Annotated in this window: 13 protein-coding genes; 10 read left to right on the top strand and 3 right to left on the bottom strand. The window is 40.5% G+C overall.

From position 1 onward, the window contains the following. Window positions 1-30: 30 nt before the first annotated feature. Complete coding sequence (locus tag DFO73_RS04810; protein ID WP_110063653.1) at window positions 31-465, bottom strand: SRPBCC family protein; 435 nt, start codon at window positions 463-465, stop codon at window positions 31-33. A 434-nt stretch (window positions 466-899) separates the two neighbouring features. After that, window positions 900-1,640 (bottom strand): Crp/Fnr family transcriptional regulator, encoded by a 741-nt coding sequence (locus tag DFO73_RS04805; protein WP_110063652.1) that lies wholly within the window; start codon window positions 1,638-1,640, stop codon window positions 900-902. A 212-nt stretch (window positions 1,641-1,852) separates the two neighbouring features. Here DFO73_RS04805 and DFO73_RS04800 point away from each other — a divergent pair, with 212 nt between their 5' ends. From DFO73_RS04800 to DFO73_RS04755, 10 genes are all read left to right on the top strand, one after another. Then, window positions 1,853-2,314, top strand: coding sequence for a c-type cytochrome (locus DFO73_RS04800; protein WP_110063651.1), 462 nt, complete (start codon window positions 1,853-1,855; stop codon window positions 2,312-2,314). Window positions 2,315-2,330: 16 nt separating this feature from the next. Beyond that, window positions 2,331-4,208: a Sec-dependent nitrous-oxide reductase gene (gene nosZ / locus DFO73_RS04795; RefSeq protein ID WP_110063650.1), complete on the top strand. Its 1,878-nt coding sequence runs from the start codon at window positions 2,331-2,333 to the stop codon at window positions 4,206-4,208. Between the two features lie 61 nt (window positions 4,209-4,269). Beyond that, the gene (locus DFO73_RS04790; protein ID WP_110063649.1) at window positions 4,270-4,836 is read left to right on the top strand and encodes a hypothetical protein; all 567 of its coding nucleotides are present in this window, start codon (window positions 4,270-4,272) and stop codon (window positions 4,834-4,836) included. Continuing rightward, on the top strand, window positions 4,833-6,173 hold the full coding sequence (gene nosD / locus DFO73_RS04785) for a nitrous oxide reductase family maturation protein NosD (RefSeq protein WP_110063648.1): 1,341 nt from the start codon (window positions 4,833-4,835) through the stop codon (window positions 6,171-6,173). The genes DFO73_RS04790 and nosD overlap by 4 nt, the downstream gene beginning before the upstream one ends. Further along, window positions 6,131-6,934 carry an ABC transporter permease gene (locus tag DFO73_RS29760; RefSeq protein WP_110063647.1) on the top strand — a complete coding sequence of 268 codons (804 nt, stop codon included), beginning with the start codon at window positions 6,131-6,133 and terminating at the stop codon, window positions 6,932-6,934. Before nosD ends, DFO73_RS29760 begins: the two co-directional genes overlap by 43 nt. Further along, window positions 6,931-7,596: an ABC transporter ATP-binding protein gene (locus DFO73_RS04775; RefSeq protein WP_110063646.1), complete on the top strand. Its 666-nt coding sequence runs from the start codon at window positions 6,931-6,933 to the stop codon at window positions 7,594-7,596. The genes DFO73_RS29760 and DFO73_RS04775 overlap by 4 nt, the downstream gene beginning before the upstream one ends. Further along, complete coding sequence (locus DFO73_RS04770) at window positions 7,593-8,495, top strand: FixH family protein (RefSeq protein WP_110063645.1); 903 nt, start codon at window positions 7,593-7,595, stop codon at window positions 8,493-8,495. The genes DFO73_RS04775 and DFO73_RS04770 overlap by 4 nt, the downstream gene beginning before the upstream one ends. 171 nt (window positions 8,496-8,666) lie before the next feature. Next, window positions 8,667-9,392 carry an ABC transporter ATP-binding protein gene (locus tag DFO73_RS04765; RefSeq protein WP_110063644.1) on the top strand — a complete coding sequence of 242 codons (726 nt, stop codon included), beginning with the start codon at window positions 8,667-8,669 and terminating at the stop codon, window positions 9,390-9,392. Window position 9,393: 1 nt separating this feature from the next. Beyond that, window positions 9,394-10,422 carry an ABC transporter permease gene (locus tag DFO73_RS04760; RefSeq protein ID WP_110063643.1) on the top strand — a complete coding sequence of 343 codons (1,029 nt, stop codon included), beginning with the start codon at window positions 9,394-9,396 and terminating at the stop codon, window positions 10,420-10,422. 75 nt (window positions 10,423-10,497) lie between these two features. After that, window positions 10,498-11,148 carry a TetR/AcrR family transcriptional regulator gene (locus DFO73_RS04755; RefSeq protein WP_110063642.1) on the top strand — a complete coding sequence of 217 codons (651 nt, stop codon included), beginning with the start codon at window positions 10,498-10,500 and terminating at the stop codon, window positions 11,146-11,148. Between the two features lie 29 nt (window positions 11,149-11,177). Here DFO73_RS04755 and DFO73_RS04750 read toward each other — a convergent pair whose 3' ends face one another. Then, complete coding sequence (locus tag DFO73_RS04750; RefSeq protein WP_110063641.1) at window positions 11,178-12,263, bottom strand: PQQ-dependent sugar dehydrogenase; 1,086 nt, start codon at window positions 12,261-12,263, stop codon at window positions 11,178-11,180. Between the last annotated feature and the right edge of the window lie 4 nt (window positions 12,264-12,267).

Below are 12,267 nucleotides of genomic sequence, written 5' to 3'. Positions count from 1 at the left end.
GGGAGCCTTCTCACAGGAAGGCTCCCTGCACTACTTCTCCAGCATTTCCTTCAAATACTGAAGCTGGCTTCCATCTTCCTGTTTAACAATGTTCACAATAAAACGTTTTGTTAATTTTGCTACAAGGCCGCTTGTTTTGACGTTTGCTTCCATCTCTACCTGCGTTCCTTCTTCTATTTCATAAAAAGCATATTTATATTCCGTAATTAATCCATTGGCATTGCTGCGTGTTGTATAGGTTTTATCCTTTTCAAAGTCAATGATTTCAACATCGGCTTTAATATTTTTCCCTCTGACCATACGGGTTTCAATAAATTTTGTCCCTCTTCCAATCTCGCCTTCGGTCTGTTTTTCCACTTTCACGACATATGGCATGAGTTCAGGGGCATTTTCCATCGTAACCATATAATTAAATACCTCATGTACAGGTTTATTGATGATCTCACTGGAACGAAAATCAGCCATGCTTTGCACCTCAGAATCATAGAGTGAAACTCCAATCAGCGGGGGGATGTTTTTATCCCCCGCTGATTGTTAGTTGAACTCATCGGGCCTTTACGGGCAGTTTGAATCCCACTTATCCTCCTTCGATTCCTCTGAATCTTTGAAGTGGGAGTTTTACTGCCCGTTAGACTGCGATAAAGTCTATGAATTCATTATATAACAAAAACTCTGGACTGACTAACGCCCTATTCGCTAATGGCTATTACAAAGGCTTTTCTCATAGATTGTTGTTTTGCTATCAATTCTGCCCGTTGATTTCAGCACGGGGCACTTGCTTTCCGCGGGAAGAGAGGGAAGTACCCTTCGCTACAATCAAATCAGTTTGCTAAACTATGTTTGCTGTCAAAAAGCAACAACCTTTACGAAAACAGTAATTAAAAAGGATCCAAAACAGCTTATAACTTCCCATGAAAATGGGAGCAAAACCTGCACCAATCCACGATGACAATTTTCCTGCCGGTTATTTCAATGATCCCCTCTTTTCTCAGCCTTGAAAAGACACGGCTTACACTTTCACGGGAGGTTCCTACTAAAGTGGAAAATTCCTGGACTGTGATTGGAAGCTCAATATGCATCCGATTGCAACGATTAGCTCCGAATTTTTCAGCAAGCCTCTCCAGTGTCTTGATGGTTTTCGTATAAACATCAAGCAGAGCAATGTCTCTCAAAATGGATGTCATATCCCTTAGTGACTCACTCATGTAACGGATAATCTGGACAGCCATCTCGGGAGAGTACATCAGCTCTTGTTCAAGGTCATCCGTGTTTAAAAAATAGATTTCTCCATCCTGTACCATCGTACCCGTTGCCGGATAGGTTTGGCCTGTCTGATTAAATAGATTGGCTTCCGCAAAAATTTCGCCCTTTTTTTTAATGCAGACAATGATTTCATTTCCCTGCTCATCCTGCTTGGTCAGCTTCACAATGCCTGAATGGACAAAATAAACTCCTTTGGCTACCTCGTATTCAGACATAATTTTATCGCCTTTTGTATACGCTCTTTTAATGATCCGTTTATCTATCAGCTGGATGGACTCACTTGGAAGATCCTTGAAGATTTCAATTTTTCCTAAAAACTCTTCGATTAGCGGCTGCTGGTACAACGCTCCGGTATTATCTCTCATTTCGTTTCCCATCCTCATCCCCCGCTTCCACTTTGTTATTCCTTAGAATTATTGTAGCGAAGGCCTCTTATATGGAAAGTGATATAACTCACATTTACTCACAAAGCGCTCAAAACACTTTCACAAATCCTTCACATTAACCTTAAAAATCTGTGAAAAACATCACACAAAGATACGTAAGCTGAAGTTAGGATGATATAGAAAACTCTCAAGGAGGGAACAAAGTGAAAAAACCTTTTATTCATTTCATTATCAGCGCCATCCTCGGGCTTGGTCTTGGATACTTGGTCTTTGATGTTCTGGGCGGTGAAGACGATCCAGGTAAAGAGACTGCTGTACAGGATCATGAAGCATCCAGCACTGGGGAAACCAGTCAAAAAACTGGAGAAACATCCTCCGACTCAAATACGGTAACTACCGTTATTGCCGAGGAAAATATTCTTCAGGCAAAAGGCTGCCTGGGATGTCATTCTGTGGAAGGTTTAAATCTCCAAGGCGGTGCAACAGGTCCGGACTTATCAAAAGCTTTTAATAATGTCGAAAGTAAGCACAGCAAGCCTCTAAAAGAATTTCTGAAAGAACCGACCACGGCAGTCATGTCAGGTGTTATTGACGGAAATCCACTTACTGAGGAAGATATTACCCAAATTGCAGATTTGCTTAAACAGGCTTCAGAATCTAAATAACTATTAAGGTGGTGCCATGCTTGTGAAAAAATGGGTTCCAGCTGCTTCCGGCCTGCTTGCCGGCTTTTTGGCAGCAACTGTCTTTTTTGCTGATTTATCGCCTGCACAGCGAAGCGAAGCATCAAACGACACTAATAAAAGCAACGCTGAAAAGGTTTATGTCCCATTTGGAGAAAAAGATGAATACTATTTATTTGCATCAGGCGGACATTCCGGACAAATGTTTATTTACGGAGTCCCCTCAATGCGTCACATTCGTACTGTACCGGTTTTTTCCAAGGATTCTGCAACCGGCTATGGCTGGGATACACATTCGAAAGAGATGCTGGGTGACTATACCTGGGGAGATCTTCATCATCCTGCATTTTCTGAAAAAGACGGCGACTATGACGGAAAATATATGTTTGCCACTGATGTTGGGAACAGTCGGGCAGCGGTGATGAATTTAGAAACATTTACAGTTAAAGACATTATTAATGTTCCTAATACAAGCGGTCCGCACTGTGCTGCATTTGTTACCTCTAACACAGAATATATGTTTCTTCCAACCCGATTCGCTGTCCCGATTGGAAGAGAGTATGCATCGCTTGACGAATACAGTGAAAAATACCGCGGGGTTATGTCTGCTGTTACATTTGATGATAAAAAGGAAAAGTTAAACATCGCTTATCAAGTAGCCCTCCCGCCATGGTCATATGATTTGTCAGATGCAGGTAAAAAGGTGTCCGCAGACTGGGCAGTAATGACGACATACAACACCGAAGAAGCCACTACTAATCTTGAAATCAATGCTTCACAAGCTGACAGGGATTACATCGTATTATTCAACTGGAAAGGGCTAGAGAAAATGATCAAGGATGGACAATATGATGAAGTGACAGGACAAAAAATGATTTTCCCAGAAAAACATAAAGGCGGCATTTACCTCGTTCCTGTCGCAAAATCGCCACATGGTGTAGATGTAACACCGGATGGTAAACGATTTATTGCATCCGGAAAACTGGCACCTGCTATGACTGTATTTTCTTTTGAGAAAGCGTTCGAAGCAATAAAAAAAGAAGATTTTGCGGGGGAGCGTAATGGAATTCCAGTCTTAAAATATGAGTCTGTAATGGAGAAAGAGGTAAATCCTGAAAATGCTCTTGGGCCTCTTCATACACAATTTGACGAAAAAGGAATGGCCTATACAACAATGTTCATTTCCTCTGAAATTGTAAAATGGGATCCTAATACCGGCGAAACATTGGATCGAGTACCTGTACAATATTCTCCTGGGCACTCTGTGGCAGCTGAAGGTGATACTGTCGATCCTGATGGAAAATATCTTATTGCTTTAAACAAAATCGCCAAAGACAGTTACTTGTCTGTCGGCCCTTCCCATCCGGAATCTATGCAGCTGATTGATCTAGCCGGCAAGAAAATGGAAGTAATCCAATCATCACCTGTTAACCCTGAGCCTCACTATGCTCAAATGATTAAGGCAGATAAGATTAAAACGATTTCTGTTTATCCAAAAGATGAAAACAATCCAGATGCTGTATATAGCCAGGATCAAACGAGAATTGTCCGAAAAGGAAATGAAGTTCACGTTTACGGCATAGCCATGCGCTCCAAATTCATCTTTGATGCAAAAGCCGAGCGGCCTGATCAAATTGAGGTAAATGAAGGCGACAAAGTTGTTATTCACTTAACAAACATCGACTTCGATCAGGATATTACCCATGGGTTTGCCATTAACGGCTATGACTTAAACATTGAGGTTCAGCCGGGACAGACCAACACAATTGAATTTACGGCTGATAAAGCAGGCACTTTCCCGATCTATTGTACGAATTTCTGTTCAGCATTACACCAGGAAATGACAGGCTACTTTCTTGTGAAACCAAAAAAATAAAAGGTGAAAGGGTGTCAATTTCCGTTGATGCCCTTCCCCTTTTAAGAAAGGCGAGATACCTGTGGATCGTAAATATTTCTCCACCACTTCTTCCATCCTGCTATTCATAGCCTCCGCATTGATTGCAGCTTCTTTATTTTTCCCCTGGTGGGGCATGGAATTTTTTGCTCCCCAGTATCCGGAGGGCTTAAATATCATTGTCTATCCGAATAAGCTTGAGGGAGAAATTGATATAGTCAATGGCTTGAATCATTATATTGGAATGAAAAATTTCAGTGAAACTAATTTCCCTGAATTAAGATACCTGCCCTTTCTAATTGGAGGGTTAGCCATTCTCACACTCATAGCAGGTCTCCTCAAAAGGAAAGCAATACTCTTTTTGCTCATTTGCTTTTTTATAATAGGGGGAATTCTCGGTGTATGGGATCTGCACAGGTGGTTAAAGGATTTTGGAACAAACTTGAGCCCTACTGCTCCCATTACAGTCGAGCCCTTCATTCCGCCGATCATTGGTGAGAACACCTTAGCTAATTTTATTACCCATAGCTACTTGGGAAGCGGATTTTATATGGCAGCAGCAGCCTTTATTCTTCTGATAATTCCGTTGTGGAAGGAACGGAGAAGATGAAAAAACTCTGTCTCCTTGTTTTCTTAATCTTCTTTACCTCCCTCAGTTTTCCTAAATATGGATCCGCTTCTGGGAGCCTGCAAGATCTTATTGATTCAGCTGAAGATGGAGCAATTATAAAACTGGAAGACCAAACGTATGAGGGAAATATCACTATTAATAAAAAAATAGAGATTATAGGGAGCAATAAAACAGTCATTAAGGGTGACGGTACGAGTAATGTCGTATCTATTCGCGCTCCAGGAGTAGTTATTAGAAACCTCACAGTTATGAACAGCAGCATGGACCGGAATTCCTCCGAGGAATATGCGGCAGTAAAGATCTATTCCGACGGCAACCTCCTGGATCACATTAAAATCAGCAGGTCCTTCCATGGAATCTATTTAAGCCAGGCACACGGAAACGTTGTTCAAAACTCGGAGATTACCGGTCTGGGTAAAGGAGAAATTGCCAACCAGGGAAACGGTCTTCATGTTTATTATGCCAACAGCAACTTATTGAAAAATAATAAGATAACCGGTACAAGAGACGGCATGTTTTTTGATTATGCCAATGACAATACCATTTCAGATAATGAGATAAGCCATACCAGATATGGTTTACATTATATGTATTCTGACCATAACCGCTTTAAAAACAATATCTTCTTCTTTAACACAGGCGGAGCAGCTGTCATGCACTCCAATGGACTATCTCTTTCAAACAATCAATTTATTTTTAATTATGGGCACCGTTCCTTTGGAATTTTGCTCTTGTCTGCCAACAAAATTGAAATAGAGAATAATACTTTCTTTTTAAATCAGCGGGGCCTTTATATTGATCAATCAACTTCAAGCTCTATCCGAAAAAACCGGATTATTAAAAACCAAATCGGTATTGAACTTTGGGCCAGCTCAAATGATCAGGTATTTTCAGCTAACCAAATTCACGAAAATACGATTCCTGCAGTCAGTTTAGGTGGACAGGGACAAAACAGCTGGAGTGAGAACGGCGTGGGAAATGATTGGGGCAGGACTTTACCCAGCCTCGATTTGAACGGAAATGGCATAGGTGATAAGCCAATTCGTTACCAGTCATCATTCCACCAGCTCATAGAAGATCATGAGTTAACCTATTTATTTTTGAAAAGCCCGGCTATAGCCGTTTATGAAAAGACTTATGCTCTTCTTAAGAAGAATAAAACCATGTTTGAAGACACTTATCCGCTAGTTCGACGAGGCGGAGACAGCATCCCATTGGTTTGGTTGCTAATTGGGGCAGCTGCCTCCTTAACGATCTTATTAAAAGGGAGACAATGGCTATGCATTACATTTGGAAAGAATGGAAGGAAAACATAAGAGGAAAAGGACTATGGTTATCCTTCGGCATCGTGATACTGGTCTCGGCCATTATTTTATACAAGTCCACTATTCTTTCTTTTGATCAAGGATTTTATATTTTACTGTTAAACTTATTTGATTCAATGATCTATTTCATCCCTATTCTGTGTTTATTTCTTGGAGCCTTCTCGATCTTCCAGGAAAAAGAACAGAAAACCTTAGTGATGCTTTTAACAAGAAACGAATGTTATTCCAGCTTTTTGCTTAAAAAGTCCCTTGCAATTCAGGTCGTTTTGGCTGGCCCCCTTTTCATATGGTTTCTGATTTATATTCTTCCTATAAAATTTTATTTTCAACTGGATGGCAAGCATTATGCAGTATTTTTAATCTCCCTTTTAACCTTGATGCTCGTTTTTAACCAGTTTGGAATTTTAATCGGAAGTCTCTCGCGGTCGCGTATGCAGATTGTAGGGTATGCAATTTTAACATGGTTTTACTTTTTCTTCTTACACGATTTTCTTATGCTTACCCTATTGCCTTATATCACATATGAAAATGTAAAACTTTTTTCAATCGCCTATTTTTTCAATCCTTTACATGCTTCCCGAATTTTTCTTGAGACAGGTCTGGAGGTTTACTCATTCGGACATATGTCCAAATTGCTTAAATCATTTATGTGGGTGAAACCTGGGTTTTTTTTAAGCGGAAATGCAGTTTTGCTTCTCCTCTTCTCATTTTTATTAGCCGTGACTTTTCACCGTAAGGAGGACTCAGATTGATTGAAATAAAGGAATTAACTCAATTTTACGGAAAAAAAATTGTTTTAGATCATGTGAATCTTACTATTGAAACAAATGAAATCTGTGCTCTGGTCGGTCGAAACGGAGCGGGAAAGTCAACTCTTATTAACAGCCTGCTCGGGATTATTCCTGTTAAAAAAGGGACCGTAAAAATTAATGGATTAAAGTTTTCCAAGAGAAATTCAGATATTGCTTTCTTGCCTGAAAAATTCATGCTTTATCCGCCCCTATCAGGGCTTGAAAATATGACCTTTTTTGCCCTGGCTTCCTCAAAGACAGTGGATATGGTGCGTATCAGAGAAATATTGGAGTCTGTCTCTCTTTGGGAAGACCGCCACCTTGCCATTAAGAATTATTCAAAAGGAATGCTTCAGCGGTTGGGATTGGCAATAACACTTTATCAGGATTCAGGCATTTTAATACTTGATGAACCAACAAGCGGCATTGATCCAATGGGGAGAAAAGAAATTCTTCAAATTTTAAATTCTCTTAAGGGAAAGACCATTCTTTTATCTTCCCATCATCTGGATGAGATCAGACAACTATGCACACACGTTGCCTACTTAGAAGATTGTAAAATTGAAAAATTTACTGTTGATGAATTTCTGGAAACTCAAAGGTTGGGAGATAATGCGTTATGAATCAGTTTTTTATTAGAAGTCTTTTGCTGCTTATTCTGATATTATCCGGGTGCAGTTCCAGCCCGAACATTGATATTGAAGTAAGTGAACCTTTCTTTATGCAAAAAGATAAAGCCACTTTATTCAAGGTAGCAATTTCAGAGAATAATAAACCTTTAACTGATTTAAAGGTAACAGCCGGTTTTTCCATGAAAAATATGGATCACGGGCAATACCAGACAACCCTTCAGGAAGAAAAGGATGGAATTTATTCCGGAAATATTGAATTGCCAATGGCAGGTGATTGGGAAATCTTCATTACTGCCGAAAAGGGCAGCAAAGTAACAGAGGAAGTCCTCGAATATGAAGTGAAAGAGCCAGAGGGCGTTGCACTTATTAACGGTGATTGGATAACTGAAAAAGACATGGAATTTTACCTTTTTATTAATAAACTGCATATCGCGATAAGCAGATCTCAGGATGAACAAACCTATAAAGGCAATGCACTGGATGAAGCAATGGGCTATTGGGATGCCCAGGAGAAAATGAATGAGGACCGCAATCAGTTATTAACACAAATTATTAGGCTGCGTTCCATGGCATATCTCTCTATAGAAAAAGGCCATAAAGCAACAAAAGAAGAAGTATCCAGCGAACTTGAGAAAGTAAAGGAGCAATACAATCAATTCGATATAGCAAAAAAAATGTTACAGGAGTACGGCGATCAAAGGTTTTGGGAGAAACAGGAGAAACAATACGAGTTAATTGTTCTCTCCCAAAAAATTCAGCAGGACTTAATTGAAAAAGTAAAAAAAGAAAATCCTGGTGTCAATGAGCAAGAAATCTATTATCTTGCCCAAAAGCAGTATGAAGAGCTGCTCGTCTCACAGGTTAATTCACTTAAGATTGAATTTTTTTAAAGAAGTTTACAGCTCTCCCCTTTAAACAACTTATAGACCTTCCATCTTTAGATGGGAGGTTTTTTGTCGAAACAATTATCAAATAATGAGTGATTACTCACTTTACGAAAACAGCCATTTATTATATGATTTAAGTGAGTGATTACTCACTTAAATAAAAGAGGTGAAGATATGCATAATCAAAACCCGATCGTTTCCATTCAAAATGTATCAAAAAACTATGGAAAACAGCAGGTACTTAAAGGCATAAACTTAGAAATCTTTCCGGGGGAAATATTCGGCTTCCTCGGTCCCTCTGGAGCAGGAAAGACGACACTTGTGAAGCAGCTGGCCGGATTGGAGACTCCCGCACAAGGGGAAAACTATATTTTCAATGAAAAGATGCCCCGTTTAGATTTGATGAATAGGATTGGCTATATGGCCCAGTCCGATGCCCTTTACGGGGAATTAACAGCAAAAGAAAATCTTGATTTTTTTGCTTCTCTTTATGGACTAAAAGGAAAGGAAAAACAGCAGCGGATGAAGGATGTTATGGAAATTGTTTCTTTAACCGAACACATCGATAAGCTGGTTTTTAACTATTCCGGGGGAATGAAGCGACGCCTTTCCCTTGCTATATCTCTTCTGCATAAGCCGGGATTGCTTATTCTTGACGAACCTACTGTTGGCATTGACCCTGTCCTGAGAAAAGGCATTTGGGCCGCATTTAAAGGCCTCAAAGAGAACGGAACAACTATTATCGTTACTACTCATGTGATGGATGAAGCAGAAAAGTGCGACAGGCTGGGGATGATCAGGGATGGAAGGCTTATTGCAGTGGGATCTCCCGAGGAATTAAAGCAGCAAACAAGAGCGGCCAATATTGAAGATGCCTTCCTGGCATATGGAGGTGCTTAAAATGAGAATTACAGCGCTGGTTATTAGAATACTCCGCCAGATTGTAAGAGATAAACGTACCATGGCTCTTTTGATTTTCGCCCCTATGCTTGTCCTGACCATGCTTCATTTTGTATTTAATGGAGATGAATATAGGCCTAATATTGGACTCGTCGATATACCTGAAGCAATTGAGACTCAATTAAACTTGGAAGATGCTGCTGTTAAACATTACGAATCTGCTAATCGGGCTGAAAGTGATTTATCGAATCAGGAGCTGGATGGGTATTTGTTATTTGATAAGATGGCTCCATCACTGGTTCTTGAAGGGAGCGATCCCAGTGTAAACGGGTCTGTGCTGCGTTGGGTACAAAATGCGCTAAAACCCTTGCAGCAAAACGGCAATCATCAGGAGATGAACATTGATTACCTGTTCGGCTCAAGCGACATGGGGCAGTTTGATTATTTCGGCCCAGTCCTTCTTGGATTTTTCGTCTTTTTCTTCGTTTTCCTTATTGCCGGTGTTTCCTTTTTGCGCGAAAGAACCACTGGGACACTTGAACGGCTTTTAACAAGCCCGTTAAGAAAATGGGAAATCGTTGCAGGATATACCATCGGTTTTGGCGTTTTCACCATGATCCAGGCTACGATTATTGCCTGGTACGCCATATACGTTCTTGGAATGCTGATGGAGGGAGCTTTTGGCTATGTCCTGCTCATTACTTTGCTTCTTTCCTTATCAGCACTAACCCTGGGGATACTCCTATCCTCCTTTGCCAATAACGAGCTGCAAATGATTCAATTTATTCCGCTGGTTGTTGTGCCCCAGGTCTTTTTTTCCGGTTTATTTAACCTCGAAACGATTTCGAAATGGCTCAGCTGGGTTGGACCTTTAACCCCTTTATATTATGCTGCCGAAGCATTAAGGAATGTAATGGTAAGGGGCTTTGGCTGGGAGATGATTTATAAAGATTTACTGGTATTGCTGGGCTTCTCTCTGCTATTTATGATTCTAAATATTGCTGCTTTAAGAAGGTACCGAAAAATATAAAGCCTGTAAATTTCTTTTTATATTTTTAATCCTTTATAATAAATCTATAGATTAGTACGGATAAAGGAGTTTACTATGTCAGAGCAGGATTCGGTTATTGAAGAGTTATTCCAGGAAGAAGAGGGACTCACGGATAAGCAGAAGAAAATTATTATAGCAGCGATTGAATCGTTTTCCGAGAAAGGCTATGCAGCTACTTCAACTAGTGAAATTGCCAAGAAAGCAGGAGTGGCAGAAGGAACGATTTTTCGTCACTATAAAACAAAAAAGGATTTGCTGATGGGCATTGTTTCACCCATGATGGCAAAATTAATCGCCCCATTTGTCATAAAGGATTTATATAAAGTAATCGATCATAAATATGAACGTTATGAAGACTTTTTAAGGGCCATAATGGAAAATCGAATTGCTTTCTTAAAAAACAATATGCCCCTTTTGAAAATCCTGATCCAGGAAATTCCGTTCCATCCCGAGCTTAAGGAACAATATAAAGAACATATTGCCGGCAAGGTGTTCGAACGCTTTGTTAACCTGGTGGAGTTCTACCAGAAAAAGGGCCAAATTATCGATATCCCCGCATATAGCGCCGTTCGTATGACCTTTACATCCATATTCGGTTTTTTGATCACCAGGTATTTAATTTTGCCTGAAGCGGAGTGGAACGATGAAGAAGAGATTGAATTAACCATTCAATTCATCATGCATGGACTTTCTGTAAAAGAATAGAAACAAAAGCCTGGCAGCTGCCAGGCTTTTTATATATCAGTTAAAGAAATTCTATAAAGCTTGTCATCCTTTTCAAGCGGATTTCCGCGGCCATCTGTGTTGTTGCTAATAAAATAAAGATCATTTCCTTCAATAAAGACATCCCTGATCCGCCCTAAATTCGAAACAAGCTTTCCAACTTTTTTAGCTTCCAGGTCAAACTCCAGAACTGCACTGCCTCTTAATGCAGCGGTATAGAGCTTGCCATCATGGTAGGCCATCCCGGAAGGAGCCCAGGTTTCATCATCTCCTGAAGTAAAGATGGGCGATTCCATGCCTTCTTTCTTTTCAGTCCCTTTTATGACAGGCCAGCCGTAATTGTTTCCGGCTATTATTTTATTGATTTCATCATTGGCTGAGGGGCCGTGCTCACTTTCATACAAAGTCCCGTCAGCTGCCCAAGCAAGCCCTTGAGGATTGCGGTGGCCATAGCTATAGATATATGAATCGGGAAAAGGATTATCCTCCGGTATGGTGCCGTCCAGATTCATTCTTAAGATTTTGCCTCCCAAAGAATTCACATCCTGCGCAATTTCGGGGTTAGCAGCAGCATCGCCTGTTGTTGCATAAAGCTTGCCGTCAGGGCCGATTTCAAGGCGGCCGCCATGGTGGAACTGGCCGCTCGGAATTTTATCCAGCAAGATCTTTTCCTCTTTCCATATTCCACCCTGAAGCCGGAGGATGACAATGCGGTTAAACTGTCCGGTGCTGTTTTCGTAGGTGTAATAGGCAAAGGCTTCATTCGATTTGGAAAAGTCAGGGGCCAGCACAAAGCCCAGAAAACCTGCTTCCGCTGCTGTAGACAGCTTTTTTTCCAATTGTACCTTTTGGCGTTCTTTTTTGCTTTCGTCCACTTTTACAATGCTTCCCTGTCTTTCCGACATATAAAAGGTTTCTCCTGTTTTTGCAATGGACCAGGGAATTTCCAGCTCATCAGCGAGAATTTCCGGTTCTTCATTTGCAGGAAGGCTGGCTTCCTGCTCTTCAACCTTTTCCTTAACCTCATTCTCCCCTGCATTTGTGCATCCGGAAAGAAATACAAAAGCCAAAAGCCATACACCTAACACCCTTTTCATCCAG

Origin of the sequence: Cytobacillus oceanisediminis, from assembly GCF_003182355.1 — a bacterium.
Taxonomy (GTDB): Bacteria; Bacillota; Bacilli; order Bacillales; family Cytobacillaceae; genus Cytobacillus; species Cytobacillus oceanisediminis_A.
This window is presented reverse-complemented; position numbering and strand designations above follow the sequence as displayed.

Excerpts from the sequence above, each read along its gene's own strand:
- DFO73_RS04810 (WP_110063653.1), bottom strand. The coding sequence starts at position 465 with ATGGCTGATTTTCGTTCCAGTGAGATCATCAATAAACCTGTACATGAG.
- nosD (WP_110063648.1), top strand. The coding sequence starts at position 4,833 with ATGAAAAAACTCTGTCTCCTTGTTTTCTTAATCTTCTTTACCTCCCTC.
- DFO73_RS04755 (WP_110063642.1), top strand. The coding sequence starts at position 10,498 with ATGTCAGAGCAGGATTCGGTTATTGAAGAGTTATTCCAGGAAGAAGAG.
- DFO73_RS04770 (WP_110063645.1), top strand. The coding sequence starts at position 7,593 with ATGAATCAGTTTTTTATTAGAAGTCTTTTGCTGCTTATTCTGATATTA.
- DFO73_RS04805 (WP_110063652.1), bottom strand. The coding sequence starts at position 1,640 with ATGGGAAACGAAATGAGAGATAATACCGGAGCGTTGTACCAGCAGCCG.
- nosZ (WP_110063650.1), top strand. The coding sequence starts at position 2,331 with ATGCTTGTGAAAAAATGGGTTCCAGCTGCTTCCGGCCTGCTTGCCGGC.
- DFO73_RS29760 (WP_110063647.1), top strand. The coding sequence starts at position 6,131 with ATGGCTATGCATTACATTTGGAAAGAATGGAAGGAAAACATAAGAGGA.
- DFO73_RS04760 (WP_110063643.1), top strand. The coding sequence starts at position 9,394 with ATGAGAATTACAGCGCTGGTTATTAGAATACTCCGCCAGATTGTAAGA.
- DFO73_RS04765 (WP_110063644.1), top strand. The coding sequence starts at position 8,667 with ATGCATAATCAAAACCCGATCGTTTCCATTCAAAATGTATCAAAAAAC.
- DFO73_RS04750 (WP_110063641.1), bottom strand. The coding sequence starts at position 12,263 with ATGAAAAGGGTGTTAGGTGTATGGCTTTTGGCTTTTGTATTTCTTTCC.